We start from the raw sequence: 26066 nt of genomic DNA on the forward strand, positions 1-26066 counted from the left end.
GGCATCGCGGGCTGCCGCTGTCCCGCGTCCCCCGTTTGCCGACCTCATGCTGAAGTCCCTGTTCATCGGCCTTTGCGGCTTGTCGATGGCCGTCCAGTGCGCGGCCCAGGCCCCCGCCGTGGCCCCTGCCTCGTCAGCCCTGCCTGCCGGCGGCGCCAGCGCCGCCGTGCCTCCGTGGATCCACGTCGAGGCCCAGGCGACACTGCGCGTGCAGGTCCGCCTGCTTCCTATGGGCTTCAGCCAGGGGCGGGACACGCCCGTCTACACCGGCTACCGGCCCCAGCTGCGCTTCCCGGACCATCCCGCGGGCTCGACTTGCGCGCTGAACATCCCACCCGGCATCGGCGGCGAGCTCAAGCCTGGTGAAAGCGCCGAGGCCACCGTCCGTTGCCTGGATGCCCTCCAGCTGCGCGACGACCGTCGGCAGTTCCAGATGTTCCAGGGCGGGCGCCTGGTGGGTGAGGGGCAGGTCTTGCCCTGACCCTCGGCGCAGGCTCGGGCTCCCCGCCTTTCACCTGGCGTCCGGGCCGAGGCTCCGTCAGTGGGGGCCTCGGCTTTCTTGTCCCCGCTCGGAGGCGGCGTGCGTGCCGGTGCGACCTGTCAGCAGGTACATCGTCTCCAGGTTGCGGCGCTCCAGCCGGTGCTCGGACAGCAGGGGCAGCAGGCCCTGCCAGGGCGCGTGCAGGGCCTCGAAACAGCACAGCGAATGCCAGGCGGCACCCCACACGAAGGCATTGCCCAGCCATTGCCAGGCCGGTGCCCATACCAGGCCCGCCGCCACCACCCGCGCGCCGGGCTTCAGCGCCTGGCGCAGGTGCTGCAGCGCTGGCGGACTCTGCTGCAGGTCGTGGGTGAAGAAGAGCAGGGCGGCGTCCGCCTGCCCGCCGGCCTGGGCCGTCCAGCCGGCGGCCTCGGCGGCGGCCTCGATCAGCGTCAGCCGCGGATCGGCGCCGCAGCGCTTGCGGGCCTGGTCCAGCATGGCGCGGCAGGGCTCCAGGCCGATCACCTGCCCTGTTGGCCCCACGGCCTCCAGCAGCGAGGGCAGGCTCAGGCCCGTGCCGCAGCCCAGGTCCAGGACGGTCTCACCGGGCGCGAGCCCCAGCTGCGCGATGGCCTCGCGTCGCAGGCCGGCCAGCGCCGCCAGCTCCAGGTCATAGACCGGCGCACGGCGCGCATAGAGCGCCTGCGAATGCCGGTGGCGCAGCGGGGGCGAGGAGGCGCTGGGGTGCGGCTTGGAGGGCATGGCGGGACTCCGGCGGTGGTGGCCCCGGCAGCTTCAGGCCGGACCGGGGGGACGTCAAGCCAAGGGCTTGGCTCCTGTGTGTCCATCGGCCTCCCATCCTGGCGGCGGCTTGAGCTGGCGCAAGCGGCGGGCCTGGCCCGGGCCGCCCCGTTCAGCGCAGGCTCAGGCTCCCCGCCTTCCACCCCGCATCCGCCCAGCGCTGGAAGGGGCCCAGCTGCTGGGCGTCGCCGCTGCGGCGCAGCACCTGCAGGCTCTGCAAGTCCAGCACCTCGAAGCTGCGCGGCGTGTAGCGGCCCTCGGCGCGGGCCTCGCGCACCATCAGCAGCTGCTGGCCGCCGGGCACCCAGCCGGCGAACTCGGCATAGCCCAGGCCGGGGTTGGCGGCCACCGGGGGCAGCACGTCCAGGCGCCAGCCCTGGGGCGTCTGGCGCAGCACCCACAGTTCGCGCCAGGACTCCGTGGGCTGCACCGCCAGCGTGGCGGCCGTGCCCTCGCGGTTGACACTGAAGGAGGCCGTCTGGATCAGGCCGAAGCTGCAGTGGCGCAGCAGGGCCTCCCTGGCCTGTGCGGACTGCAGCACCAGGCATTGGTCGCCCTCGGTGCCGGGCAGCAGGCGCAGCTGCAGCGAGTCCTTGCCCCGGCTCCAGCTCATCGTGCTGGACCCCGCGGGCAGGGCCTGCCAGCGCACGGCATTGGCCTGCATGGCGGCGTCGTTGGACAGGGGCTGGTCCTCGTCCGCCAGTTCCGCGGGCTGGACACGGGCCAGGGCCTGCAGGGCGCGGGCGCTGGCGGCCTGGGCGGCGGGGCCGGCGTCCGCCTGCCGCGCCTGCGCGTAGGCCAGCCGGCCCCAGACCGCCGCCTGGCGCAGGACCACGCGGTTGCGCCACAGCGGGGCCAGGCCGTTGGCGGGCACGCGCTCCAGGATGTCGGCGCGCCACTGTTCGCGCTGCAGCTTCTGCGAGGGCGTGGCGGCGGGGTTCTGGCAGTCCAGGCGGGTGAGGGCCAGGGCGGCGCGCGCCTGCTGCTCGGGCGTGCTCGCGGGCAGGGCCAGCACACGGCGGAAGACCTCGCCCTCGTAGCAGAGCTGCAGGCTGCCGGCCTCGCGCTCGAAGCTCTGGAACTTCAGGCCGTAGCGCGCGGCCACGTCCAGCTGGGCGGCCAGCTGGGTGTCGGTGGAGGTCTGCGGCGTGTCCAGCTTCGCCGCGCTGCTGCGCGAGGCGCGGTCGGCCAGGCGCTCGGCGAGGCTGCCCAGAGCGTCGAGGGCCTCGACCCCCCCGGGGCCGGCCATCTGCTCGGCGCTGGCCTGCTGCACATAGGCGGCAGCCAGGCCCAGGCCCAGGGACTCGGCGCCCGCTTGCAGCCGCACCAGGCGCAGGGCAGCCAGCAGGGCGGCGGGATCGGCGGCCTGGCCTTCCAGAGGCAAGACCTGACCCTTGCGGACGAAGCCACCGCGCTCGCGCCGGTAGTCGTAGACCTGGTAGAAGTCCAGGCGTTCGCCGCGGATCTCCACCGCCTCGCCCCGCCACAGGGCGGCCTGCGAGGGGGCGGCGTCGCGCGCGGCGGCGCGCAGGGCGGCCTGGTCCTGCAGGACCAGGGCGGTGGCGGCGTGGGTCGGGGCCGGCTGCAGCAGGGCTGCGGTGGTGGCCAGGGCGGCAGTGCACAGGGTGGGGCGCATGATCGGGTCCTCGCGGGGATGCTCAGGGGGTCAGTCGTTGCCTTCGGTCTGCGCTTCCTGCGCCTCGCGGGCCTTGGCCACGGTCTCGGCCTTGCCGCCCAGCAGGGTCTTGCCGATGAAGCCGCCGTCGGCCGGGGGCGGGGCGATGATGACCTGCACCTTGTCCGAGAGCTTGTCGGCCATGGCCTTCTGGATCAGCAGGGGGTGCTTGCTCAGCAGCGCTCCTTCCGCCGACATCTGCTCCAGGCTCACCTTGCCCAGCCGGCCCTGGCGGTAGGCCTCGGCGTCGGCCAGCTTTTCGCGAGCCTTGGCCTCGCCCTCCGCCTCGATGCCGCGCGCCTGCGCGGAGCCCTCAGCCATGCGCACGCGGGCCACGCGCTCGGCCTCGGCTTCCAGCTGGCGCTGCTCGACCTGGCGCTGCTTGAAGGGCAGCACATGCTTCATCGCCTCCTCCTGCGCCTTGGCGGCGATGATCTGCTCGCGCGCGGCGGCCTCTGCGGCGGTCTCGCGGCGGATCTTGTCGGCCGCAGCCTCCAGCTCGGTCTGCTTGACCTTCTTCTCCTGCTGCTCCAGCGTGTAGCGCATCTTCTCGGTGGCCAGGCCCTCGGCCAGCAGCTTCTCCAGGCCTTCGCGGTACTCATGCGGCAGGTCCACATTGCCGATCTGCACGCTGTGCAGCACGATGCCGTCGGCCAGCAGCTTCTTGCGCAGCTCGGTCTCCAGGGCCTGCTGGATCTCGGCGCGCTGGGTCGAGAAGATCTCGCGCACCGTGTGGCTGGCGATCTGGCGGTAGATCACGCCCTGCAGGATGGGGTCGATCAGCTCGCGCTCGATGTTGTCCGGCAGGCTGCGGGCCAGCTGGGGCAGGCGGGTCTGGTCCACGCCCCAGCGCAGGGTCAGCGTGAGTCCCAGCGACAGGCCCTCCACCGACTGCAGCGGTGCCGGGCCGTCGGCACGGGCGAAGGCGCCGGGCTGGTAGCTGCGGTCCTGCTGGGGCAGGGTGCGGATCTCGTGCAGGCCGGGCAGACGAAAGAGACTGCCGTCGCGGGCCTGGGTGACGCCGCCGGTGAGCGTGTTGGTGCGCAGTGCGACTTCACCACGGGGCACCGGGTAGAAGGGGGGATGCAGGGCCAGGGCCGTGACCGACACGATGCTCACGCCCAGGGCCAGCAGCAGTGGGGCATGGCGGCGCAGCTGGGCACCCAGCGAAGGCCTGACGGCCTCGTGGGCGGCGGCGGCTTCGTAGTCCTCGACCAGACGGCTGTGCAGGATGTCGTCGTCGGCCTGGCCTTGCTCGGGGGTGTGCTCGTTCATGTGCGGCTCCTCTCTTGGTTCGGGGCGGACCCCGTGTGTGGATCGATGGCCGCAGTGTTTGTCGGGGGCCGCGGAGGGCGCCAGGGCGGCGCCGGGGCACTGTCGTCACAGCCCGGAAGAAAGCTTCACAGGGGGCGGGGCAGGGGCTGCCGATAATCGGGCGCATGAACAAAGTCGCCGTCATCGAGGACGACCGCCCCACCAGCGAGCAGCTGGCCGGCTGGATCCGCGCCGCCCGCCCCGAGCTGCAGGTCGACCAGTGGTTCGACCGCGACAGCGCCGAGGCCGCGCTGGGCCGCGAGGCCTATGCCATGGTGGTGCTGGACATCGAGCTCGGCCGCGAGCGCCACGCCGGCGTGGCCCTGATCAACGCGATCAACAAGCTGCACCAGGGCACGCCGGTGCTGGTGGTCTCGGCCATGCCCGCGGCCATCTACCGCGGCATCATGAAGGCCCTGGACGCCTGGGACTACCTGCAGAAGACCAGCTTCGACGAGGCCGAGTTCACCGAGACCTTCCTGGACATCCTGCGCGCCGCCCGCGCCCGCGCACCCAGCCCCGCGCCGGACACCGCGACGGCCCTGCAGCTCGATCCCCTGTGGCAGCGCAGCCCGCTGTGGAAGGGCCAGCGCATCAACCTGCCGCTGACCGCCCAGCGCATCCTCGCCACCCTGCACCAGCGCGCGCCCGAGGTGGTGAGCTACGAGGAGCTGTTCGACGTGGTCAAGAGCGGCCGCACCCGGGACAACGTGCGCAAGCATGTCTCCACCCTGCGCGAGGCCCTGCGCGAGGTGGACGCCGACTTCGACGCCATCGAGAACGTCCCCATGCGCGGCTTCCGCTGGGCCGGCCCGCGATGAAGGCCCGGCACGCATGAAGCTGGGCCCCGTCACGCTGCCGGCCCTGCCGGTGCCGCGCCTCGGGCTGGCGGCCTTCCGCCGCCGCCTGGTGGTGCACCTGGCCTTCATGCTGCTGGTGGCCGCCACCCTGGGCCTGGCCCTGACCGTGCTGCAGGACCAGAAGCAGCGCAGCTACCAGCGCTACGAGCAGGGCTTCCGCCAGTCGCTGGCGGAGATCACCCTGCAGCTGCGCCACCCGGCCGGTCAGCTGGCCCTGCTCAACCCCGGCATGGAGCCGGGCAATGGGCAAGACCTGGCCCCGGTGCTGCTGCCCTTCTCGGCCATCGATTTCGACGACCAGTACAAGGCGCTGCGCGCCGTGGAGATGGCCGGCTGCGGCCTGCGCTGGCCGCAGGGTGCCAGCCTCTGCGCGGCGGTGGGCAGCAATGCCTATGCGGGCGGCTTCGTCTACCTGGTGGGCAGCCTGGACGCCGGCCCGCTGCAGCCGCGCAGTGTCGGCCAGCTGGAGCTGGGCGGCGTGCACCGCCTGCGCGTGAGCCTGGACTACCGCGGCCAGCGCAGCGTCTGGACCGCGCCCTATGAAGCCAGCCGCCCCGACGAAGGCCCGGCCCAGCAGCGCGGCCGCCTGACCGGCTTCCTGGCCGAGGGGGACCAGCTGGAGCGCCAGTCCCGCCCGCAGCGCGAGTTCCGCGGCTGGCTGTGGCGCGAGGGGCCGTGCGTGAAGACGGCCGATGCCGAGGCGTCCTGCGCGCGGCACACGGTCTTCTCGGTCCGTCTGCCGGTGGAGGCCTTCAAGACGGCGCTGTTCGAGCGCGGCGCCCAGGCCTGGCCGCCGCGGGACCTGGACCAGCTGCGCCTGCATGTGCAGCTGCTGGGCCCGGCCGGCGAGGGCGGGACCGCGGCAGTCCTCTTCGACAGCGCCCGCTCAGGCGCGACGGTGGGCGTGTCCCTGGACCGCCTGGGCGCCGGTCTGCAGGCCGGGGAGACCCTGCGCATCGAGCGTCTGGGCGAGCATCCGCTGGTGATCGCCGAGCGGCGCGGCGCGGAGATCGGCGACGCGCCCCTGCCCTGGCTGAGCCGCCTGATCCGCCGCCTGCCGGTGGATGTGCCCGTGGGCGATGCGAGCCTGCGCCTGCAGGCCCGTGAGGAGGTCGCCACGGCCACCGGCCGCTACCGGCTGAGCCTGCAGGGCGACCTGCGCAGCCTGGACCGCCAGCTGGCGCGCGAGGCCCGCAGCCTGCTGTGGCTGGTGGGCGCCATGCTCGCAGCCATCGCCTTCGCCTGGCTGCTGGTGGAGCTGGGCCTGATCCGCCGCATCACGGTGCTGACGCGGCGCGCGGCGGCCGTCTCCTACAACATGCAGGACCCGCGCGCCGAGCAGCGCATCGGCGAGCTGGACGTGGCGGACCTGGAAGGGCGCGACGAGTTGGGCATCCTGGCCGGCACCCTGCAGGCGCTGCTGCAGCGGGTCAAGGACGGCCTGCGCCGCGAGCAGCTGCGCGCCGAGCGCGAGCGCGAGATGTGGCATGCCGTGGGGCACGAGATCATGTCGCCCCTGCAGTCCCTGATGGTGTTGCACGGCGGCGTGGACGATCCCAGCCACCGCTACGTGCAGCGCATGCAGCAGGCGGTGCGGGTGCTCTACGGCACGGCCTCGCCCAGCGAGGCGCTGGAAGCCGCCGACCTGCAGCTGGAGACCCTGGACCTGGCCCAGTTCTGCCGCGAGGTGGTGGCCAATGCGCCGCATGCCGGCATCGAGGGCGTGCAGCTGCTGGGCGACGAGGGCGCGACACTGCCGGTGCGCGGCGAGGCCTACGCGCTGGAGGATGTGGTCACCCATGTGCTGCGCAACGCCCAGCGTCACCGCCAGCCGGGCACGCCCATCACCCTGACGCTGGCGGCCGAGGACGGCTTCGCGCTGCTGGGCATTCACAACATCGGGCCGGCCATTCCGGCGGACATGCTGACGCGCATCTTCGAGTACGGCGTCTCCGACCAGCCGCCCGACGCCGGGCCCGAGCGGCGCGGGCAGGGCCTCTTCGTGGCCCGCAGCTACCTGGCCAAGATGGACGCGCAGATCGAGGCCCACAACGAGGACGGCGGGGTGCGCTTCTGGCTGCGGCTGCGGCGGGCCTGAGCCGGGGCTTTCATTCGGGGGACTTGCGGTCAGGCCCCCGCCGCGCACAATGCAGGCATGAGTGATGCCGTCCCCCACCGATCCCACGCCCTGGCCCTGCTGCCCGACAAGGGCGTGCCCAACCTGCTCTTCCTGCTCTTCCACGGAGCCGGGGCGGATGCCACCCAGATGCGGCCCCTGGCCCAGGCCCTGCGCGGCCAATACCCGCAGGCGGCCGTGCTGGCGCTCAGCGGGCCCGAGGCCTACGACCTGATCCCCGGGGGCGGCAGCGGCCTGCAGTGGTACTCCCTGGACGGCGCCAACGACGAGAACCACGCCCGCCGCGTGGCCGACGCCCTGCCGGACTTCATCGCCCTGGTCCGTGCCTGGACCGAGCATTTCGAGCTGCCCTGGCAACAGGTGGCCCTGGGCGGCTTCTCCCAGGGGGCCGTGCTGGCCCTGGAGGCCGTGCAGGCCGAGCTGCAGCTGGCCGGCCGCGTGATGGCCTTCAGCGGCGCCTACGCCACCTTGCCCGAGCATGCGCCGCAGGAGGTCTCGGTGCACCTGCTGCACGGCCAGCAGGACGGCGTGCTGCCCTACCAGGACCAGATCCAGGCCGCCAAGCGCCTGGTGGCCCTGGGCGCCGATGTCACCGCCGACGTACTCCCCGACATCGGCCACGAGCTGCACCCCGAGTTGATCGAGCGCGCGCTGCACCAGCTGCGCACCTTCGTGCCCGCGCGCCTCTGGCGGGAAGCCATGCAGGCCGCCGAGGAGCAGGGGCTCAAGGCCCCGCTGCAGTGAGCATGGGCGGCGGGCTGCGCCGGACCCCGGGCCTGGCCCGCAGCCCAGTCGCCCGTCTCTGGGCCAGGGCCGCCCTCGCTGCGTTGGCGACCCTGGCGGGCGCGCTGGGGTCAGGTCTTGCCCGGGCCACCGGCGCCGAGGCCACGCCGCTGCCGAGCGTGGACCTGCTCTACCAGGACCGCCCGCCCTACTACGTCCCCCAGCCCGGCCGGCAGCCGCCCACGGGCCTGGTGATCGCACCGCTGCGCCATGCGCTGGAGCGCACGGGCCTGCCGCACCGCTGGGTGCTGACGCCGGCGGTGCGCCAGCTGCTGATGGTCGAGAGCGGCGAGCACCTGGTCTGCGGCGTGGGCTGGTTCCGCAGCCCGGCCCGCGAGGCCAGGGGCCAGTTCAGCGCGCCGCTCTACCGCGGCCAGCACCTGGCCATGATCGCCCGCCGCGACGCGCCCCTGCGCGAGGGCATGAGCCTGCGCGAGGCCCTGGACTCGCCGGCGCGGCTGCTGGTGAAGCAGGGCTATTCCTACGGCGCCGAACTGGACGCCCTGATCGCCGAGCGCCCCGGCCGTGCCACCCAGGGCAGCGGCGAGGTCGGCCAGCTGCTGCGCATGCTGCAGGCCAGCCATGCCGACTGGATGCCGGCCGCACCCGAGGAGGTGCAGGCCCAGCTGCAGCGCGACGACAGCCGGGAGAAGACCCTGCACCTGCTGCACTTCAGCGACCCGCCTGTCATCGTGCCCCGGCACCTCTACTGCAACAAGGCCGTGCCGGCGGCCTGGCTGGAGCGGCTGGGGGCGGCGCTGCGCTGAGGAGGACGCCGGCTCAATCCAGCGTCACCTCCGCCCTCACCACCCCCGCCCGCTCCGTGCGGGCCGAGAGCGAGAGCCGCGTGCCATGCGGGGCGCGGACGATCCATTCGGCGACGGCGCGGTCGCCGGTGATCTCGTCGGTGGGCAGGAAGCTCAGCTGGCTGGCCTGGGGCGCGTGGCCGGCCAGATGCGGCCCTTCCATGCGTTCCTTGCCGGTGACGAGGCTGGCGCTGCCGTCCGCAGGCAGCTGGATCTCGAAGATCACGCCGCGCACCACCTGGCGCTCCTTGGCGCGGGCGGTGACGGCGGCGCTGAGGTAGCCGCTGTTGGCCACGGCCAGGCGCACGCGCCAGCTGTCGGCGCCCAGGGCGCGCACCTCGGTGCGCAGCAGCTCCAGGCGCGGCAGCGAGAGGCCGATCTGCGTCAGCCAGGCGGGGAAGCGCGCGGCCTCGCGCTCGCGCAGGGCCGGCGGCGGGTTGCGCCAGTAGTTCATCTTGTCCCAGCCGCCGATCTCCACCGCGCCCAGCTGCGGATGCTGGAAGGGGCGCCAGTCCACATGGGCCTGACCGCCGCAGTGCTCGTCGCTCCACTTGAGCAGCTTGAGCTCGTCCTCCACCGGGTGCTCGCGGAACCAGTCGATCCACTTGTAGCCGCTGATGCCGGCCTCCTGGTTGGGGTTCCACAGCTCCACCACCCAGAACAGGGCGCCCAGGTGCTCGTAAAGCCATTCCTGCGTGCCGCTGATGCTGTCCTTGGGGTGGTACTTGAAGTCGTGCCAGATGCTCACGGCCGGGTAGCCGCTGTGCTTCTCGCCCAGAGCCGAGAACTGCTTGATGAGCCAGAGGTCCTCGGGCGTCATGTCCTCGTCCGGGCAGCTGCCCATGGGGCGCAGGATCACGCCGCTGTAGGTGTGAAAGCTGATGGCCGCGCCGATGTTGGGATGCTTCACGATGAAGTCCACCATGGCCCGCACCTCGGGCTCGCTGGCCGGGTAGGGGCCGGCGCCGCCCTGCTCGTGCTCCTGGCGCCAGCCGCCGGGGAAGTTGCGGTTGAGGTCCAGGCCCTCGACGTCCCCGTTGACCTTGATCTGCAGGCCGTCGTAGTGCTGGATGAAGCCCTCGGGCATCAGGCGGTAGTACTCGCCGCCGAACTCGCCGGGCTCGCGCGCCACCATGAGGCGCGGGTCGCCGGCATGCTTCTTGTAGCCGCCATGCGGGTCGGGCACGCGCAGGGTGAGGATGCGGCCGTCGCCATCGATGTCCTCCATCGTGAGGCCGTCCACCGGGTCCTCGTCATGCGGGTAGCGGCGGGTGGAGGAGCGGATGTGGCGCGGCCGGTCCGCCAGGGCCAGCTCGGCGCCGTCGGGGTTCAGGCGCGGCACGATGTAGACCACGCGGCTGTCCAGCAGCTGGGTGGCGCGGCGGCCGTCCTCGCTGTCCTGGCCATGGTGGCTCAGCAGCTGGTGCAGGTAGTAGAGGCAGGTGGTGCTGGCCGTCAGCTCCGCGGCATGGATGTTGCCGTCCAGCCAGAGGGCGGGCTTGTCGGTGTCGGGGCCGGTGGCCTCGTTCGTGAGGGCCAGCAGCCAGATCTCGCGGCCCTCGTGGCTGTGGCCGATGGAGCGCAGCGTGACGAGATGCGGCCGCGCCGCGGCGTAGGCCTGCAGCAGTTCGGTGAGGGGCTGGTAGCGGAGGAACTGGCTGAAGTCCGGGGTCGGGAGGGCGGTGGCCATGGCATGCGTCTTGTGGAGGCAGGGGGCCATGCTACGGGCGGGCCCGGCGCATCCGGCTGGGGGCGAACCCGTGCCAGCATCCAGGGCGTCAGGCGCTGCCGCAGCGCCTCACTGCCCCTTGAACAGGCCCTGGAACTGGCGCGACACCGGCAGCTTCTCCTCTCGGCCCTTGAGCGTCAGCTGCATGGTGTTCTCGTCGATGCGCACGGCGCTGGCGATGCTGCGGCTGTTGACCAGCACCGAGCGGTGCACCTGCCAGAAGAGCTCGGCGTCCAGCGAGGCCAGCAGCTCCTTCAAGGGGGTGCGGATCAGCGCCTCGCCGCCGGTGTAGACGACGCGGGTGTAGCGGTTGTCGCTCTCGAAATAGACCACGTCCTGCGGATCGATCATCTTGACCTCGCGGCCCAGCGAGGCCTGGATCAGGCGGGACTTGGGCGCGGCGGCTGCCATGGGCAGCAGCTGCTTGAGCAGGGCCTGCAGGTCGGGGGCGGGCTGCTGCAGCCGGGACTTCAGCCGCTCGATGGCCTGGGCCAGGCGGGCGTCCTCCACGGGCTTCATGACGTAGTCCACCGCACCGGCATCGAAGGCCGCCAGGGCATGGTCGCCGTAGGCGGTGACGAAGACCACATGCGGCGGGCGCGCGGTGGCGCCCATGCGGCGGGCCACCTCGATGCCGGTGAGGCCGGGCATGTTGATGTCCAGGAAGCAGACCTGGGGCTCGTGCGCCAGGAAGTCGTCCCAGGCATCGACGCCATGGCGGCTGGCGGCCACGATGTCCAGCTCCGGCCAGAGGCGCTGCAGGGCGGCGCGCAGTTGCTCGCGCGGGCCTTCCTCGTCGTCGGCAATGAGGGTGCGGATGGCAGTGTTCATGGGGGTCCTCGCTCCTTGTGTTGTGCTGGTTCAGGCGGGCTGGATGCGCACCTCGGCGGCGCATCCCCCTTCGTCCAGGGATCGCAGCTGCAGGCTCGCGCGCTCGCCGAAGGCCTGGCGCAGGCGCTGCAGGGTGTTGCGCAGGCCCAGGCCGCCCTGGGTCGCGGCCGTGGCCGAGTCCTGACTGAAGTCCAGGCCGGCTGCGGGACCGTGGCCGTTGTCCAGCACCTGCAGGCACAGGCCAGCGCGGTCATCCAGCGTCGCCCGGATGGTGATCTCGCCGCCCTCCAGGCACGGCTGCACGCCGTGCTCGACGGCGTTCTCCACCAGGGTCAGCAGCACGCCGGGCGGCAGCTGGGCGCGGGCGGCGTCGGGCGAGATGTCCAGGCGAAAGCGCAGCCGCTCGCCCAGGCGTGCCTGCATGACCTCGAGGTAGCGGCGTGCGGCCTCGGACTCCTCGGCCACGCTCAGCAAGGGGCGGTCGAACAGCGGCAGGGTGGCGCGCAGATAGCCCGTCAGCGAGCTCAGCAGGGGGGCGGCCCGGTCGTCCTTGACCTGCACCCAGTGCTGCAGCGCGGCCAGGGAATTGAAGAGGAAATGCGGCTGGATCTGCGCCGTGGCCAGCCGGCGGGCCAGGTCCAGGGCCTCGGCCTGGCGGTCCTGCTCACGCAGCCACTGGGCGCAGTACTCGTTGCGCCAGCAGGCCAGGACCCACAGCGCCAGCGCGCCCAGCATCATGCCCAGCATCAGCATCAGGAGCAGGGCCCGGGCCAGCGCCTTGTCCAGGAGGGCGCTGGCCTGCCAGGCATGGAAGCCGAGGATCGCGGCGATCCAGACCAGGGCATACAGGCTGGAGGTCAGGTACAGCCGCTTCATGGTGGGGCGGCGCCAGAGCTGCCTCAGCATGGACAGCTGCATCACCCCGAGCCCATGGTTGGCCAGGAAGATCGCGAGCAGCCCTTGCCAGGGCGTGCCCGGGATGAAGCGATCCACGGCCCAGATCTGGAACAGCCCGGAACCGATGATGTTGATCCAGATGGCCGCCGCCACGCTGGCAGACATGGCCGGCAGCGTGGCCAGGCGCGCCCACTGCGCGTCCGTGAAGCGGTGGCGGGGGCCCAGCATCAGCGCGACGCGCCAGTCCACCTCGCGCCAGAAGCCCAGGACGCGATCTCGCAGGGCGACCCCGCTCACGCCAGCCCCTGCAGCAGCAGGCACACGCGGGTGCCGGGGCCGTCCTCGCGCGGGCTGAGCTGCAGCGCGGCGCGTTCGCCGAAGAAGCCCTGCAGGCGCGCGCGGCTGTTGCCCAGGCCCAGCCCCTCCTGCCAGCCCTCGGCCAGGCCCACGCCGCTGTCCTCGATCAGCAGGCGCCATCCGCCCGCGGGCTGCGGCGCCAGCTGCACATGGAGCTCGGCGCCGTTGAGCGTGGGGGCGATGCCGTGCTCCAGCGCGTTCTCGACCAGGCTCAGCACGATGCCCGGGGGCAGGCTGGCGGCCTCGGCGGCGGCGGGGTCGATGTCCAGGCGGTAGCTCAGGCGCTCGCCCCAGCGGGCCTGCATCACGCCCAGGTAGGCCTGCACCAGGCGGAGCTCCTCGGCCAGGCTCACTTCGGGCCGCAGCATCAGCTCGGCCGAGCCGCGCAGGAAGCTGCTGAGCTGGCGCAGCAGCGGGCTGGCGCGCTGGTCGCCGGTGTCCACCCAGTGCTGGACGGCGGCCAGGGTATTGAAGATGAAATGCGGCTGGATCTGGGCCTGCAGCAGGCGCAGCCGGGCCTCGCTGGCCTCGCGCCGGGCCTGTTCGTGGTCTGCGCGGCTCTGCGCCATGGCCAGCTCGCGGGCCATCTGCTCGCGGCGCTGGCTGGCCGTCAGGATCACGACCAGCAGCAGCGCGAAGGCCATCACCAGGGGCAGAGGCATGCCGATCTTGGCGGCCACGATGGCGCCGTCCAGCTGCTCGCGCCAGGGCAGGGCGTGGTCGACCGGCGCCCGGCGCAGGCCCTGCGTCATGCCGATGGCACCGGCGATGAGGCCGACCACGGCGCTGAGGATGGCAGCCGGCCGCCCCGAGAACCACAGGGGCCGCAGCCAGGACAGGCCCATCAGGCCCAGGAATCCGCCGCTGAAGCCCACCCAGGCGAGCAGGGCCAGCAGCAGGCTGCCGCTGTCCTTGTAGACGCCGGCGAACATGCCCATGCCGCCGAAGACCGCCCCGATGACGGCGCCCAGAAACTGGGAGTTCCGGCTGCAGCCGTTCTCGTTGCGCAGCAGGCGGCCCAGGGCCTGAGCGGCATCGGCGCGCAGGGAGGCGTGCCAGGAGAGGGGGAGGGTGGGGGTTGCCATGGCGTGAGTATCTCCGCCGCGTGGCGGGCGGATCCGGGGCGATGCGGCGAACGGCGGGCTGCCGCGGCGAATGGCGGACTGCCGGGCGCCGGCGGGGGTCAGCCCGCCAGCGCGCCGCCCACGAAGACCTTGAGCTCGCCGGGCTGGAAGGCCACCCAGGGCTCGTCACGGGTCAGGGGCTCCGTGGCGATGATGGCGGCGCGGTCCAGCGGGGAGGTGTGCTGGGACAGGTCCAGGCTCAGGTCCTCATCCTGCAGCTGCACCCGGCCGAAGGGATGCTGGCGCAGCAGGTAGTGCAGACGGGTCGAGCCATGCGCCCACAGGGCCTGCCCGTTGGACAGCAGCATGTTGAAGGTGCCGTAGGCATTGAGGCGCGGCATCAGCTCAGCCAGGGTCAGGCTCAGCTCCTCGATGCTGGGTACGCTGCAGTGCGCCTTGGCCAGCTCCTGCATCAGCCAGCAGAAGGCCCGCTCGCTGTCGGTGTCACCCACGGGGCGGAAGGCGGCATGCAGGGGCGGGTGGAAGTCCTTGAGATTGCCGTTGTGCGCGAAGACCCAGTAGCGGCCCCACAGCTCGCGCACGAAGGGATGGGTGTTCTCCAGCAAGACCTGACCCTGCGTGGCCTTGCGGATGTGGGCGATGACGTTGTCGCTCTGGATCGGATAGTGGCGGATGAAGCCGGCCAGGGGCGAGACGCGGGCGCTGTGGTGGTCCACGAAATGGCGCAGGCCGCGGCCCTCGAAGAAGGCGATGCCGAAGCCGTCCTTGTGCTCCTCGGCCCGGGTGGCCAGCCCGGTGAAGCTGAACATCACGTCGGTCGGCACATTGCAGTTCATGCCCAACAGCTGGCACATGGGGAGGTCCTTGCTTACTCGAGGAACAGGCGCCTGAGGCCCTTGAGGCTCAGCAGGGTGCCCGGGTTGCTGGTCTCGTTGAGCACGCCGCTCATGCGCTTCAGCAGGCGCGGGCTGCGCTTGGCGCGCCAGATCAGCAGGTCGGCCAGCCAGGGCGCCGCGTTGATGCGATTGGCGCGCTCATAGAGATCGTAGCGGGGCTTGAGCTCCTGCAGCACGGCTTCGTAGCGCTGGCGGGTGTCGGCGTCGTCGCGGCCCTGCAGCACGGCCTCGGCGGCGGCCATGCCCGTGGCCATGGCCTTGCCGATGCCTTCGCCGGTGAAGGAGTAGGTGCTGCCGGCGGCCTCGCCGCTGACCAGCAGGCCCGGGCGCGTCCAGCGGGCGCCCTGCAGGGTGCAGCGCAGGGGGGCGCCCTTGAGCTCGCCCTCCAGCTGGCCGTGGCGCATCAGCTCTGCCGCGGGGGGGTAGTGCTGGCAGAAGGCGTCGAACAGGGCGCGCAGGTTGACGTCCTTCTTGCGCCCCTTGCCGGCCACGGCGCTGTGGCTGTCCGTCACGCCCACGCCGATGTTGAAGCGGCCCTGCGGCGCGGGGAAGATCCATCCGTAGCCCGGCCGGACCTCGCGCGACCACACCACCTCCATGGCCTGGATGCGGCCGACCATGGCCGGCGCGTGCACATAGCCGCGCAGGGCCACGCCGCTGGGCGTGTGGCGTTCGCACATGCCGGCGGCGATCAGGGCCTTGGGCACGGCCCCGGTGGCGAGGATGACCCAGTCGGCCTGCAGCGTCAGGCGCTCGTCCCCTCGCTGGAGCACGGCACCGCAGACGCGGCCCTGCGCATCCTCCAGCGCCTGCTCGAAGCGGGCCTGCTCGAAGCGCGCGCCGGCGGCCACGGCGTGGCGGGCCAGCAGCTCGTCCAGGACCTGCCGGGGCAGCACGGCCAGCTCGCCGGGCACGTCGACCCGCCCGCCGCGCGGGCCGACGCAGCCCACCTCGCGCACGGGCTCGGCGCGGGCCATCACCGCCTCCAGCAGGCCCAGCTTCTGCAGGGCCTGGTGCGCGTCGGGAATGAGGCCGTCGCCGCAGGTCTTGTCACGGCCCAGGGGGTGCTGGTCGACCATCAGCACGCGACGGCCGGCCTGCGCGAGCAGCCGGGCCGCCGCCGCACCGGCGGGGCCGGCGCCGACCACGAGCACCTCGTAGCGCTCCTCCAGGGCCGGAGTCAGCGGTGTTGCACAAGAGGGCGGGACGCCCTGGGGGGTGGCGGAGGAGGCAAGGCAGTCGGTCATGGGCTGGGCAGGGGGTGGCGGCGCGATTCTAGAGATCGTCAGGCCTCTTGCCGACGCCCGGCGGCCTCGGCGATGCACCCGCCGCGCCGGCCCGGCCCCTGCCCGGCCCCTGCCCGGCGCAATGTGGGCGCACGGCAACAGGCCGGCGGGTGGGTGTCCTTCGCCCTGTGCCAGGGCCGCCGCCGGGCTGCCCAGGACAAAGGGCGACCCTCGGGCCGCCCTTGCTCATGGGGCCGGGGGCTCGGCCCCGGCCCGGTCCGGCACTCAGGCCTGGCCGGCCTTCACCTTCAGGCGCCAGGCGTGCAGCAGGGGCTCGGTGTAGCCGCTGGGCTGCTCCTTGCCCTTGAAGACCAGGTCCAGCGCGGCCTGGAAGGCGGCGCCCTGCGGATTCGCGGCGAGGGACTTGTAGGCGGGGTCGCCGGCGTTCTGCTGGTCCACCACCGTGGCCATGCGGGCGAAGGTCTCGCGCACCTGCGCCTCGCTCACCACGCCGTGGTGCAGCCAGTTGGCGATGTGCTGGCTGGAGATGCGCAGGGTGGCGCGGTCTTCCATCAGGCCGACGTTGTGGATGTCCGGCACCTTGGAGCAGCCCACGCCCTGGTCGACCCAGCGCACGACGTAGCCCAGGATGCCCTGGACGTTGTTGTCCAGCTCCTGCTGGCGCTCGGCGGCGCTCCAGTTCGGGGTCGCGGCCACGGGGATGGTCAGCAGCTTCTCCAGGATGCCGGCGCGCTCGGCGGCTTCGTCGGTCTTCTCGAGTTCCTGCTGCACGGCGGCCACGCTGACCTGGTGGTAATGCAGGGCGTGCAGGGTGGCGGCGGTGGGGCTCGGGACCCAGGCGGTGTTGGCGCCGGCCTTGGGATGGGCGATCTTCTGCTCCAACATGGCGGCCATCAGGTCCGGCATGGCCCACATGCCCTTGCCGATCTGGGCACGGCCGCGCAGGCCGCAGGCCAGGCCGACCAGCACATTGCTGCGCTCGTAGGCCTGGATCCAGCTGCTCGTCTTCATGTCACCCTTGCGCAGCATGGGGCCGGCCAGCATGGCGGTGTGCATCTCGTCGCCCGTGCGGTCCAGGAAGCCGGTGTTGATGAAGGCCACGCGGCTGGCGGCCGCGGCGATGCAGGCCTTGAGGTTGACCGAGGTGCGGCGCTCCTCGTCCATGATGCCCAGCTTGACGGTGCTGTCGGGCAGACCCAGCAGCTGCTCCACGCGGCCGAAGAGCTCGTTGGCAAAGCCCACCTCGGCCGGGCCGTGCATCTTGGGCTTGACGATGTAGATGGAGCCGCGGCGCGAGTTGCGCAGGCCGCTGCCCGAGAGCTGCTTCAGGTCATGCAGGGCGATGGCGGTGGTGATGACCGCGTCCATGATGCCCTCGGGGATTTCCTTGCCGCCGTCCCACAGGATGGCTGGGTTGGTCATCAGGTGGCCGACATTGCGCACGAACATCAGCGAGCGGCCATGCAGCACGAGCTCGCCGCCGGCGGGCGCGGTGTAGCGGCGGTCGGCGTTGAGGCGGCGCACGAAGGTCTTGCCACCCTTGGCGACTTCCTCGGTCAGCGTGCCGCGCTGGATGCCCAGCCAGTTGCGGTAGGCCAGCAGCTTGTCCTCGGCGTCCACCGCGGCGACCGAATCTTCCAGGTCCAGGATGGTGGACAGGGCGGCTTCCATCACCACGTCGGCGATGCCGGCGGCGTCGGTCTTGCCGATGGCGGTGCTGCGGTCGATCTGGATGTCCAGGTGCAGGCCATGATGGACCAGCAGCACGCTGCTGGGCGCGCCGGCATCGCCCTGGTAGCCGGCGAACTGGCTGGCGTCCTGCAGGCCGGTGCTGGCGCCGCCGGTGAGGCTCACCACCAGGCGGCCGTTCTCGACGCGGTAGCCGGTGGCGTCGCGGTGCGAGGCGCCGGCCAGCGGGGCGGCCTGGTCCAGCACCTGGCGGGCGAAGGCGATGACCTTGGCGCCACGCACCGGGTTGTAGGCGCCGGCGCGCTCGGCGCCGTCGGCCTCGGGGATGGCGTCCGTGCCGTAGAGCGCGTCATAGAGCGAGCCCCAGCGGGCGTTGGCCGCGTTCAGCGCATAGCGGGCGTTGAGGATGGGCACCACCAGCTGCGGGCCGGCCTGGGTGGCCAGCTCTGCATCGACGTTGGCGGTGGTGGCCTGCACCTGCTCGGGCACGGGCACGAGGTAGCCCAGCTGCTTCAGGAAGGCCTGGTAGGCCGGCATGTCGGTGATGAGGCCGGGGTGGGCGCGGTGCCACTCGTCCATGGCGGCCTGGATGCGGTCGCGCTCGGCCAGCAGGGCGGCATTCTTGGGCGCCAGCTCATGGACGAGGGCGTCGAAGCCGGCCCAGAAGGCGGCGCGGTCCACGCCGGTGCCGGGCAGGACCTCCTGGTCGATGAAGTCGGCCAGGCGGCTGTCGACCTGCAGGCGGTGGAGGGAAGTGCGTGCGTTCATGGCGGAACCTCGTGAAGGCAAAGGAGAGAAGGACGTGGAGTCAGGAGACGGTGTCGGGAAAGAGGGCCAGCACCCCGCGCAGGGAGCTGGCCTCGTGATGCGGCGGCGGGCCCAGCTGCTCGCGCGGCTGGCCCTGGCGGTTGACCCACAGCGTGGTGTAGCCGTGCCAGGTGGCGCCCAGGGCGTCCCAGGCATTGCTGGAAACAACGAAGAGGATCTCGCGCGCCGGCAGGCCCAGGGCGGCGGGCCCCAGGGCGTAGGCGGCGGGGTCGGTCTTGTAGCGCCGGGTCTCGTGCACGCTCAGCACCGGGTCCAGCCAGGGCGCAAGGCCGGCGCTCTGCACGGCGACCTGCAGCATGCCCGGGTCGCCGTTGCTGAGGATGCCGGCGCGGATGCCCCGGGCCTGCAGCTGCTGCAGCACTTCGCGGTTCTCGGGGAAGGCGCTGAGGTGGCGGTATTCGTTCATCAGGCGCTCCTCGCCTGCCGCAGTCAGCGTCAGCCTGAGGCTCAGGCAGGCATGGCGCAGCGCGGCGCGGGTGAGTTCCCAGAAGGGCTGGTACTGGCCGCTCATGGAGCACAGGCGGCTGTACTCGATCTGCTTGTCCCGCCATCGCTGGGACAGTGCCTGGCCCTGGCCGGCGAAGAGCTGCTCCGCCATCAGCGCGACGCTGTGCACGTCAAAGAGCGTGCCATAGGCGTCAAAGAGCACGGCGCGGAGGGTGGGCGGGGTCATGTGCCCAATTTAGGCCCAAACAGGGCCTGGATTGCTGCGCTGCACACGCGGAGATTCGTGATCAAAACGCAAAGATCCAGGCCTTTACGGTCTTCATTCCACTTCGAGAAATCACTTTTCATTCAGTGAAATGAGGATTGCAACCTTGCATAGGTGTAAATCCAACATTTATTGATGCATTGCCATCATTGGCCATGGGTGAGCGCAGAATGCGGCGCATGGACCGGCTCAAACAGATCGAATCCTTTGTCGCCGTGGCGACCAAGGGCAGCCTCACCGCCGCCGCGCAGGCGGAAGGGGTGGCGCCCGCGGTGATGGGGCGGCGCATCGACGCGCTGGAGGAGCGCCTGGGCGTCAAGCTGCTGCTGCGCACCACGCGGCGGCTCTCGCTGACGCACGAGGGCACCGCCTTCCTGGAGGACTGCCAGCGCCTGCTGGTGGATTTCGCCAATGCCGAGGCCAGCGTCAGCGCGGGCGGCGTCAAGGCCAGTGGCCATCTGCGCATCACCGCGCCGGCCGGCTTCGGCCGCCGCCATGTGGCGCCCCTGGTGCCGGACTTCCTGGCGCAGCACCCGGACGTGTCCCTGTCCCTGAACCTCTCGGACCGCGTGGTCGACATCGTGCACGAGGGCTTCGACTGCGCCGTGCGCGTGGGCGACCTGGCGGACTCCAGCCTGGTCAGCATGCGCCTGGCCGACAACCGCCGCCTCTGCGTGGGCGCACCCGGCTACCTGAAGCGCGCCGGCACCCCGCAGCATCCCGACGAGCTGTCCCGCCATGCCTGCCTGGTGCTCAGCTCTGATGCCAGCCAGTCGCGCGGCTGGGCCTTCACGGTGGACGGGCAGCTGCAGCACATCCGCCCCGTGGGCCGCCTGGACTGCAGCGACGGGCAGGTGCTGCACGACTGGTGCCTGGCCGGCCTGGGCCTGGCCTGGCGCAGCACCTGGGAGGTGGAGGCCGACGTGGCGGCGGGCCGTCTGGCCTCGGTGCTGGACGACTTCGCCGCGCCGGCCAACGGCATCTACGCGCTGATCCCCCAGCGCAAGCACCTGCCGCTGCGGGTGCGCCTGTGGATCGACTTCCTCAAACACCACTACGGCAGCGCGGAGTACTGGCAGCGCCAGGGCCGCGCATCTGAGGCACACTCCGCCTGAATTTTTCGGCTGACATCGCAATTCAGGGGAGTGCGTCGATGGTTCTTGAGACCGGCCTGGCCATCTTTCACTGGCTGTCCATCCTGACCCTGGTGGTCTTCATCAGCAGCGAGGCGGCGCTGTGCCGCGTCGAGTGGCTCAATGCCGCGGTGGTGAAGCGCCTGCAGCGGGTGGACCTGATCTACGGCATCGCCGCGATGGCGGTGCTGGCCTCGGGCCTGCTGCGGGCCTTCCTGGGCATGAAGGGCTCGGCCTGGTACTGGGGCCAGCCCCTGCTGCATGCCAAGCTGACGCTGTTCGTGGTCGTGGGCCTGATGTCCATCAAGCCCACGCTGACCTTCCGCCGCTGGGGCCGGCAGCTGGCCGCCGACGGGCGCCTGCCCGAGGCCGCCGAGATCGCCGCCACGCGCCGCCTGGTGATGATCCAGGCGCACCTGATCCTGGTCTTCCCCATCCTCGGGGCCCTGCTGGCGAGGGGCGTGCTGACGCGCTGAGCACGCGCGGTTCCACGAGCAAAGGCCCGCCTGCAGCGGGCCTTTGGCTTTCAGCGGAACGAAAGGGGATCAGCCCTTGGCGGCGTCCGCCGCGCACTTCTTGACGAAGCTGCTCTTGGCAGCGCCCGCCAGCTTCTTCTCTGCGGCCATGGCCTCGCAGGCGGCGGCCGGATCGGGCTTGGCCTCGGCGGCGGCCGGGGCGGCGCCACCGGCGGCGTCGGCATTGCACTTCTTCAGGAAGCTGGTCTTGGCGGCGCCAGCGAGCTTCTTCTCGGCGGCCTTGGCGTCGCAGCCGTTGGCGGCGCCGGCGTCGGCATTGCACTTCTTCAGGAAGCTGGTCTTGGCCGCGCCGGCCAGCTTCTTCTCGGCGGCCTGCTCGTCACAGCCGGCATGGGCGCTGAGGTGGACGGCACCCAGCACGAAGCTCAGGGCCAGGAGGGAGAGGGACTTCTTCATGGTGGAACTGCCTTTGATGGTGGACTACGGGTGCAGCACTGCGTACTGCGGGGAACTGCGGTGGCAACGGGGTCAGGTCTTGCCCGGTGATGCCCTGGGGACTCAATGCGCGGGGCGGCCCGGCGGTTGACCGCCTTCAGAGAATGCGCCGTGGATGGGCCATGGCCTCGTGCGCGGCATGCAGGCGCCGCACGAGAACCTGGATGAAGGCCCGGTCGAAGCGGTGCTGGCACTCGGGGCTCAGCAGGGCCAGGGACTCGGGGGTGAAGGAGATCGTCGTGCAGACCTCGGTCACGCGGATGTCGGTGCTGTGACGGCGCAGTTCGGGATTGGGGGCCAGGTAGGCCATCTCGCCCACGGAGGTGCCGGTGCCCAGGGTCGCGACCTGCTGGCCGTCCCGGAAGACCTCCACCTCGCCCGCGGCGATGATGTGGAAGCTGTTGCCCTCCTGGCCCTTCTTGTACAGCGCATGGCCCTCGGGATAGCGCCGCCACTTGGCGCGGTGCACCACCTCCCACAGCTCCACGTCCCCGAAGCCGGCGAAGAACTCCAGGCCGCGCGCGAGGTTGAAGCGCTCGGAGTCCTTGACCTCGTACAGCCGTGCCAGAGGCACCAGCTGTTTGGCCACCAGCTCGGACAGGGCGGTGGCGAAGCTGTCCCAGTCCGGGAAGCGCTCGGCGGGGTGCTTGGCCAGGGCTCTCTGGATGACGGCGTCCAGCTCGGCCGTGACCCCGCCGCGCAGGTCGGTCAGCGGCTGGGGGGCCTGGTGGTAGATCTGGTGCATCAGCGCCATCTGGTTGGGCGCGTCGAAGGGCGGGCGGCCAGCGACCAGGTGGTAGAGCACGGCGCCCAGGGCGTAGATGTCGGCCTGGCAGCCGACGTCGCCGCCCTCGATCTGCTCCGGCGGCATATAGGCCAGGGAGCCCACGCGGTGGATCTGGGTCTGGTCGGCGTTGAGGTTCAGGGCGCTGCCGAAGTCGCTGACCTTGACATCGGTCACCTGGCCTTGAGCGTCCAGCACGGCCAGGAGGTTGGCGGGCTTGACGTCGCGGTGGATCACGCCCTGGCGGAACACATAGCCCAGGGCCATCGCGCACTTGAAGCCCAGCTCCACGATCTGGTCCAGGGGCAGGAGGCGGTCGCTGCGGCAGAAACTCTTGAGGGTGACGCCGGGCACGTACTCCATCACGAGGAAGGGCGCATCGGCGTCGGGCACGGCGTCCAGGATCTGGACCACGTTGGGGTGCTGCAGCCGCCCGGCCAGCGCGGCCTCGGCGGCGAAGAAGCGCCAGCTGATCTGCCCTTCCGCGGACTCCCGCTGCTGGCTGGCCCAGGCACGCTGGCGCTTGATGGCCACCTCCAGGTCGCGGAATTCGTCCAGGGCCAGGAAGACGTCGCTGGTGGCGCCCTCGCCCAGCTGGCGCAGGACCTTGTACTTGCCGATATAGGCGGGGAGGTCGCGGGAGGAGATCGGGCCCAGGGCGTCGGAGCCGGCGGACGGCACGGAACTGGCGAGTGTGCGGGAGTCAAGGCTCATGGCGGCTCGTATCCTGCCCCAGGCCCCCAGGCGAGGCAAGACCGTGAACAGGCAGTAACAGCCCCGGGCAACAGCTGTTCCGCGATGGCACATGCGCCAGGGCCCGGGAGCGGGGCGGGGGGTTTCGTAGAATCGCGCCCATGATCCAAGCCAAGCAGGAACTGCTCGCCGCCCTGGGCGAGGCCATCCACTCCCTCAGCCCCGAGGCCACCCTGGCCCCGGCCTTCGAATCGCCCAAGCAGGCCAGCCATGGGGACTACGCCTGCACGGCCGCCATGCAGCTGGCCCGCCCGCTCAAGAAGAACCCGCGCGAGCTGGCCCAGGCCCTGATCGAGGCCCTGCAGGCCAAGCCGGCCTTCCAGCGATGGGTCGAGGGCATGGAGATTGCCGGCCCCGGCTTCATCAACATCCGCCTGAAGGATGCCGCCAAGCAGGCGGTCGTCGCCGAGGTGCTGGGCGCAGGCAGCCATTTCGGCGACCGTCCGGCCACCAGCAAGCACGTGATGATCGAGTTCGTCTCGGCCAACCCGACCGGCCCGCTGCACGTGGGCCATGCCCGCCAGGCCGCGCTGGGTGATGCGATCTGCTCGCTGCTCAAGACCCAGGGCCACGATGTGACCCGGGAGTTCTACTACAACGACGCGGGCGTGCAGATCGCCACGCTGGCCCACTCCACGCAGTTGCGGCTCAAGGGCTTCAAGCCGGGCGACGCCTGCTGGCCCACCGATCCCGACCACCCCGACAGCAAGAAGTTCTACAACGGCGACTACATCCAGGACATCGCCGACGCCTTCCTGCGCAAGGAAACGGTCAAGGCCGATGACCGTGAGTTCACCGCTTCGGGCGATGTCGAGGACCTCGACGGCATTCGCCAGTTCGCCGTGGCCTATCTGCGTCACGAGCAGGATCTGGACCTGCAGGCCTTCGGCCTCAAGTTCGACAACTACTTCCTTGAGTCCAGCGTCTATGCCAACGGCCAGCTCGAAGCCGCGGTGCAGCGCATGATCGACAGTGGCAAGACCTACGAGAAGGACGGCGCACTGTGGTTCCGCTCGACGGACTATGGCGACGACCAGGACCGGGTGATGCGCAAGCGCGAGGGCGGCTTCACCTATTTCGTGCCGGACGTGGCCTACCACGTCAACAAGTTCGGGCGCGGCTACACCCAGTGCATCAACATCCAGGGCACCGACCACCACGGCACCATCGCCCGCGTGCGCGGCGGTCTGCAGGCGCAGAACCTGGGCATTCCGCAGGGCTTCCCGGACTACATCCTGCACAAGATGGTCACGGTCATGAGGAACGGCGAGGAGGTCAAGATCTCCAAGCGCGCCGGCTCCTACGTGACGCTGCGCGACCTGATCGACTGGACCAGCCGCGACGCCGTGCGCTTCTTCCTGATCAGCCGCAAGGCCGACACCGAGTTCACCTTCGACGTGGACCTGGCCCTGAAGCAGAACGACGAGAACCCTGTGTTCTACGTGCAGTACGCCCATGCGCGCATCTGCTCGGTGATCCGCAAGTGGGCCGAGCAGGGCGGTGATGAAGCCGGCCTGGCCGGTGCCGACCTCAGCCTGCTGACGGCCCCCACCGAGGCCGCGCTGATGCTCAAGCTGGCGGACTACCCCCGCATGCTCAGCAGCGCTGCGCAAGACCTGGCCCCGCACGACGTGGCCTTCTACCTGCGCGACCTCTCCGGCGCCTATCACAGCTACTACGCCGCCGAGCGCGTGCTGGACCAGGCCCCCGAGCTGACCCGTGCCCGCGTGGCCCTGCTGGCGGCCACCCGTCAGGTGATCCGCAACGCCCTGGCGGTGCTGGGCGTCAGCGCGCCGGAAGTCATGGCGCGCGAGGCGCTGGCCTGAAGTCTTTCCGGACCAGTCGGCGGACCTAGAATCCGCCGCGTTGAAGGGTCGGCCCCGGGTGGGGCCGCGAGCATGGAGATGGCATGAGCAAGGCTGAAGCTGGCAAGCAGCGCGGTGGATTTGTCCTGGGGCTGATCGTGGGCCTGCTGCTGGGTCTGGCGATCGCGCTGGGCGTGGCGCTCTACATCACCAAGGTGCCCATCCCCTTCGTCAACAAGGTGCCGCAGCGCACGGCCGAGCAGGACGCCGAGGAAGCGGCCCGCAACAAGAACTGGGACCCCAACGCCCCCCTGGCCGGCAAGGCCGCCCGCAGTGCCAGCGGCGTGCTGAGCCCGGCCGTGCCCGCCTCCGCTCCCGCGCCGCAGGAAGTGGCCCGGCCCGTGGACAAGCCGGCCGACAAGCCCGCGGAAAAGCCTGCCGACAAAGTGACCGACAAGGCGGCCGACAAGGTCATGGAGAAGGTCGCCGAAAAGACGGCCGAGAAGGCCGCAGCGGATGCAGGCAGCCTTTACTTCGTGCAGGCCGGTGCCTTCCTGAAGCCCGAGGATGCCGAGGCGCAGCGCGCCAAGCTGGCCATGGCCGGCTTCCAGTCCAAGGTCTACGAGAAAGAACAGTCGGGTCGCACGGTCTACCGCGTCCGCATCGGCCCGATCGACAACCGTGACGAAGCCGAGGCCCAGCGTGGCAAGGCCGAGGCCGCAGGCTTCGAGGCCAACCTGGCCCGTGTCGCACGCTGAGCCGGCCGCCCCGCGCCCCCTCCCGCCCCCCTCGATCCCAGGAGAATGCCGTGAGCATCAACCGCCGTGATTTCGCCGCCGCTGCCAGCCTGGCAGCCCTGAACCTGCCTCTGATCGCCCAGGCCCAGGGCGGCCCGGTCGAGGGCCGCCACTACCAGAAGCTGCAGCAGCCCCTGCCCACCACCGCCGGCAAGATCGAGGTGGTGGAGTTCTTCTGGTACGGCTGCCCGCACTGCTACGTCTTCGAGCCCGCCCTGGCGGCCTGGACCGGCCAGCTGCCGGCCGACGTGAGCCTGCGCAAGTCCCATGTGCTGTTCCGCCCCAATATGCGGGTGCACCAGCGCACCTACTTCGCACTCGAGGTGATGGGCAAGGAGGCGGAAGTCCGCGGCAAGATCTTCGACGCCATCCACCGGCAGGGCCAGCGCCTGGACGAGCTGGACGCCATGGCCGCCTTCCTGGCCAAGCAGGGCATCGACGCGGCCAAGTTCAAGGACACCTTCGGCTCCTTCGGCGTCAACAACAAGTGCGGCCAGGCCGACAAGCTGGCCGAGGGCTTCCGCCTCGAGGGGGTGCCCGCGGTGGGCGTGGCCGGCCGCTTCCTGACCTCGCCGGCCATGGCCAGCGCGGGCATGCGCATCGACGAAGAGCAGAGCGGGCTGCGTGCCCTGGCCGTGGTGGACTTCCTGATCAAGCGCGCCCGCCAGGGCGCCTGAGCCGCTGCAGGGCGTCGC

23 protein-coding genes are annotated in these 26066 nt (G+C 71.3%); 10 read left to right on the forward strand and 13 right to left on the reverse strand.

Annotated elements, in window-relative coordinates; all coding sequences use genetic code 11:
- The first annotated feature begins 46 nt into the window (after positions 1-46).
- Entirely contained in the window at positions 47-481 is a 435-nt protein-coding gene (locus ABDJ40_RS17430) for a hypothetical protein (protein ID WP_347611641.1), read from the forward strand.
- Between the two features lie 57 nt (positions 482-538).
- On the opposite strand, the gene ABDJ40_RS17435 is transcribed toward ABDJ40_RS17430, so the two are convergent.
- The 3 genes from ABDJ40_RS17435 to ABDJ40_RS17445 all read right to left on the reverse strand — a co-directional run bounded on the left by ABDJ40_RS17435 (position 539) and on the right by ABDJ40_RS17445 (position 4232).
- A complete protein-coding gene (locus ABDJ40_RS17435) occupies positions 539-1243 on the reverse strand; it encodes a class I SAM-dependent methyltransferase (protein ID WP_347611642.1) in 705 nt (234 codons plus the stop codon).
- Between the two features lie 151 nt (positions 1244-1394).
- Positions 1395-2918 carry a hypothetical protein gene (locus ABDJ40_RS17440; protein WP_347611643.1) on the reverse strand — a complete coding sequence of 508 codons (1524 nt, stop codon included), beginning with the start codon at positions 2916-2918 and terminating at the stop codon, positions 1395-1397.
- 30 nt (positions 2919-2948) lie between these two features.
- A complete protein-coding gene (locus ABDJ40_RS17445; protein ID WP_347611644.1) occupies positions 2949-4232 on the reverse strand; it encodes an SPFH domain-containing protein in 1284 nt (427 codons plus the stop codon).
- 164 nt (positions 4233-4396) lie between these two features.
- Here ABDJ40_RS17445 and ABDJ40_RS17450 point away from each other — a divergent pair, with 164 nt between their 5' ends.
- Genes ABDJ40_RS17450 through ABDJ40_RS17465 form a run of 4 tightly spaced genes read left to right on the forward strand, consistent with a single transcriptional unit; the run spans position 4397 to position 8818 of the window.
- On the forward strand, positions 4397-5092 hold the full coding sequence (locus ABDJ40_RS17450) for a response regulator (RefSeq protein WP_269630979.1): 696 nt from the start codon (positions 4397-4399) through the stop codon (positions 5090-5092).
- A 13-nt stretch (positions 5093-5105) separates the two neighbouring features.
- Complete coding sequence (locus tag ABDJ40_RS17455) at positions 5106-7229, forward strand: ATP-binding protein (protein WP_347611645.1); 2124 nt, start codon at positions 5106-5108, stop codon at positions 7227-7229.
- A 57-nt stretch (positions 7230-7286) separates the two neighbouring features.
- Positions 7287-8012, forward strand: coding sequence for an esterase (ypfH, locus tag ABDJ40_RS17460; protein WP_269630981.1), 726 nt, complete (start codon positions 7287-7289; stop codon positions 8010-8012).
- 2 nt (positions 8013-8014) lie between these two features.
- Positions 8015-8818: a hypothetical protein gene (locus tag ABDJ40_RS17465; protein ID WP_347611646.1), complete on the forward strand. Its 804-nt coding sequence runs from the start codon at positions 8015-8017 to the stop codon at positions 8816-8818.
- A gap of 13 nt (positions 8819-8831) precedes the next feature.
- Here ABDJ40_RS17465 and ABDJ40_RS17470 read toward each other — a convergent pair whose 3' ends face one another.
- The 8 genes from ABDJ40_RS17470 to ABDJ40_RS17505 all read right to left on the reverse strand — a co-directional run bounded on the left by ABDJ40_RS17470 (position 8832) and on the right by ABDJ40_RS17505 (position 19089).
- A complete protein-coding gene (locus ABDJ40_RS17470) occupies positions 8832-10547 on the reverse strand; it encodes a M14 family metallopeptidase (protein WP_347611647.1) in 1716 nt (571 codons plus the stop codon).
- A gap of 108 nt (positions 10548-10655) precedes the next feature.
- A complete protein-coding gene (locus ABDJ40_RS17475; RefSeq protein WP_347611648.1) occupies positions 10656-11417 on the reverse strand; it encodes a LytR/AlgR family response regulator transcription factor in 762 nt (253 codons plus the stop codon).
- 30 nt (positions 11418-11447) lie between these two features.
- Positions 11448-12611: a sensor histidine kinase gene (locus ABDJ40_RS17480; protein WP_347611649.1), complete on the reverse strand. Its 1164-nt coding sequence runs from the start codon at positions 12609-12611 to the stop codon at positions 11448-11450.
- Positions 12608-13756 carry a sensor histidine kinase gene (locus tag ABDJ40_RS17485; protein WP_347611650.1) on the reverse strand — a complete coding sequence of 383 codons (1149 nt, stop codon included), beginning with the start codon at positions 13754-13756 and terminating at the stop codon, positions 12608-12610. The genes ABDJ40_RS17480 and ABDJ40_RS17485 overlap by 4 nt, the downstream gene beginning before the upstream one ends.
- A gap of 98 nt (positions 13757-13854) precedes the next feature.
- Positions 13855-14610, reverse strand: a complete 756-nt coding sequence (locus ABDJ40_RS17490) for a class II glutamine amidotransferase (RefSeq protein ID WP_347611651.1) — start codon at positions 14608-14610, stop codon at positions 13855-13857.
- A 14-nt stretch (positions 14611-14624) separates the two neighbouring features.
- Entirely contained in the window at positions 14625-15899 is a 1275-nt protein-coding gene (locus ABDJ40_RS17495; protein ID WP_347611652.1) for an NAD(P)/FAD-dependent oxidoreductase, read from the reverse strand.
- A gap of 264 nt (positions 15900-16163) precedes the next feature.
- The gene (locus ABDJ40_RS17500) at positions 16164-18356 is read right to left on the reverse strand and encodes a malate synthase G (protein ID WP_347611653.1); all 2193 of its coding nucleotides are present in this window, start codon (positions 18354-18356) and stop codon (positions 16164-16166) included.
- Between the two features lie 40 nt (positions 18357-18396).
- Positions 18397-19089 carry a haloacid dehalogenase type II gene (locus ABDJ40_RS17505; protein WP_347611654.1) on the reverse strand — a complete coding sequence of 231 codons (693 nt, stop codon included), beginning with the start codon at positions 19087-19089 and terminating at the stop codon, positions 18397-18399.
- Positions 19090-19307: 218 nt separating this feature from the next.
- Here ABDJ40_RS17505 and ABDJ40_RS17510 point away from each other — a divergent pair, with 218 nt between their 5' ends.
- Complete coding sequence (locus ABDJ40_RS17510; protein ID WP_347611655.1) at positions 19308-20243, forward strand: LysR family transcriptional regulator; 936 nt, start codon at positions 19308-19310, stop codon at positions 20241-20243.
- A gap of 38 nt (positions 20244-20281) precedes the next feature.
- Entirely contained in the window at positions 20282-20737 is a 456-nt protein-coding gene (locus ABDJ40_RS17515; protein ID WP_347611656.1) for a DUF2214 family protein, read from the forward strand.
- A gap of 69 nt (positions 20738-20806) precedes the next feature.
- Here the strand turns inward: ABDJ40_RS17515 and ABDJ40_RS17520 are convergent, their stop codons facing one another.
- On the reverse strand, positions 20807-21193 hold the full coding sequence (locus ABDJ40_RS17520) for a hypothetical protein (RefSeq protein ID WP_347611657.1): 387 nt from the start codon (positions 21191-21193) through the stop codon (positions 20807-20809).
- Between the two features lie 136 nt (positions 21194-21329).
- Positions 21330-22730, reverse strand: a complete 1401-nt coding sequence (locus tag ABDJ40_RS17525) for a serine/threonine-protein kinase (RefSeq protein WP_347611658.1) — start codon at positions 22728-22730, stop codon at positions 21330-21332.
- Positions 22731-22870: 140 nt separating this feature from the next.
- On the opposite strand from ABDJ40_RS17525, the gene argS reads away from it, so the two are divergent.
- From argS to ABDJ40_RS17540, 3 genes are all read left to right on the forward strand, one after another.
- Entirely contained in the window at positions 22871-24595 is a 1725-nt protein-coding gene (gene argS / locus ABDJ40_RS17530) for an arginine--tRNA ligase (RefSeq protein WP_269630997.1), read from the forward strand.
- A gap of 83 nt (positions 24596-24678) precedes the next feature.
- The gene (locus ABDJ40_RS17535; RefSeq protein ID WP_347611659.1) at positions 24679-25332 is read left to right on the forward strand and encodes an SPOR domain-containing protein; all 654 of its coding nucleotides are present in this window, start codon (positions 24679-24681) and stop codon (positions 25330-25332) included.
- A gap of 50 nt (positions 25333-25382) precedes the next feature.
- Positions 25383-26048 carry a thiol:disulfide interchange protein DsbA/DsbL gene (locus ABDJ40_RS17540; RefSeq protein WP_347611660.1) on the forward strand — a complete coding sequence of 222 codons (666 nt, stop codon included), beginning with the start codon at positions 25383-25385 and terminating at the stop codon, positions 26046-26048.
- Positions 26049-26066 lie beyond the last annotated feature (18 nt).

It is taken from the genome of Roseateles flavus (assembly GCF_039872765.1).
Classification (GTDB): domain Bacteria; phylum Pseudomonadota; class Gammaproteobacteria; order Burkholderiales; family Burkholderiaceae_C; genus Roseateles_B; species Roseateles_B flavus.

What these genes read in the sequence shown, in the direction of transcription:
- ABDJ40_RS17430 (WP_347611641.1), top strand. Translation starts at nt 47, where the DNA reads ATGCTGAAGTCCCTGTTCATCGGCCTTTGCGGCTTGTCGATGGCCGTC.
- ABDJ40_RS17435 (WP_347611642.1), bottom strand. Translation starts at nt 1,243, where the DNA reads ATGCCCTCCAAGCCGCACCCCAGCGCCTCCTCGCCCCCGCTGCGCCAC.
- ABDJ40_RS17440 (WP_347611643.1), bottom strand. Translation starts at nt 2,918, where the DNA reads ATGCGCCCCACCCTGTGCACTGCCGCCCTGGCCACCACCGCAGCCCTG.
- ABDJ40_RS17445 (WP_347611644.1), bottom strand. Translation starts at nt 4,232, where the DNA reads ATGAACGAGCACACCCCCGAGCAAGGCCAGGCCGACGACGACATCCTG.
- ABDJ40_RS17450 (WP_269630979.1), top strand. Translation starts at nt 4,397, where the DNA reads ATGAACAAAGTCGCCGTCATCGAGGACGACCGCCCCACCAGCGAGCAG.
- ABDJ40_RS17455 (WP_347611645.1), top strand. Translation starts at nt 5,106, where the DNA reads ATGAAGCTGGGCCCCGTCACGCTGCCGGCCCTGCCGGTGCCGCGCCTC.
- ypfH (WP_269630981.1), top strand. Translation starts at nt 7,287, where the DNA reads ATGAGTGATGCCGTCCCCCACCGATCCCACGCCCTGGCCCTGCTGCCC.
- ABDJ40_RS17465 (WP_347611646.1), top strand. Translation starts at nt 8,015, where the DNA reads ATGGGCGGCGGGCTGCGCCGGACCCCGGGCCTGGCCCGCAGCCCAGTC.
- ABDJ40_RS17470 (WP_347611647.1), bottom strand. Translation starts at nt 10,547, where the DNA reads ATGGCCACCGCCCTCCCGACCCCGGACTTCAGCCAGTTCCTCCGCTAC.
- ABDJ40_RS17475 (WP_347611648.1), bottom strand. Translation starts at nt 11,417, where the DNA reads ATGAACACTGCCATCCGCACCCTCATTGCCGACGACGAGGAAGGCCCG.
- ABDJ40_RS17485 (WP_347611650.1), bottom strand. Translation starts at nt 13,756, where the DNA reads ATGGCAACCCCCACCCTCCCCCTCTCCTGGCACGCCTCCCTGCGCGCC.
- ABDJ40_RS17490 (WP_347611651.1), bottom strand. Translation starts at nt 14,610, where the DNA reads ATGTGCCAGCTGTTGGGCATGAACTGCAATGTGCCGACCGACGTGATG.
- ABDJ40_RS17495 (WP_347611652.1), bottom strand. Translation starts at nt 15,899, where the DNA reads ATGACCGACTGCCTTGCCTCCTCCGCCACCCCCCAGGGCGTCCCGCCC.
- ABDJ40_RS17500 (WP_347611653.1), bottom strand. Translation starts at nt 18,356, where the DNA reads ATGAACGCACGCACTTCCCTCCACCGCCTGCAGGTCGACAGCCGCCTG.
- ABDJ40_RS17505 (WP_347611654.1), bottom strand. Translation starts at nt 19,089, where the DNA reads ATGACCCCGCCCACCCTCCGCGCCGTGCTCTTTGACGCCTATGGCACG.
- ABDJ40_RS17510 (WP_347611655.1), top strand. Translation starts at nt 19,308, where the DNA reads ATGGACCGGCTCAAACAGATCGAATCCTTTGTCGCCGTGGCGACCAAG.
- ABDJ40_RS17515 (WP_347611656.1), top strand. Translation starts at nt 20,282, where the DNA reads ATGGTTCTTGAGACCGGCCTGGCCATCTTTCACTGGCTGTCCATCCTG.
- ABDJ40_RS17520 (WP_347611657.1), bottom strand. Translation starts at nt 21,193, where the DNA reads ATGAAGAAGTCCCTCTCCCTCCTGGCCCTGAGCTTCGTGCTGGGTGCC.
- ABDJ40_RS17525 (WP_347611658.1), bottom strand. Translation starts at nt 22,730, where the DNA reads ATGAGCCTTGACTCCCGCACACTCGCCAGTTCCGTGCCGTCCGCCGGC.
- argS (WP_269630997.1), top strand. Translation starts at nt 22,871, where the DNA reads ATGATCCAAGCCAAGCAGGAACTGCTCGCCGCCCTGGGCGAGGCCATC.
- ABDJ40_RS17535 (WP_347611659.1), top strand. Translation starts at nt 24,679, where the DNA reads ATGAGCAAGGCTGAAGCTGGCAAGCAGCGCGGTGGATTTGTCCTGGGG.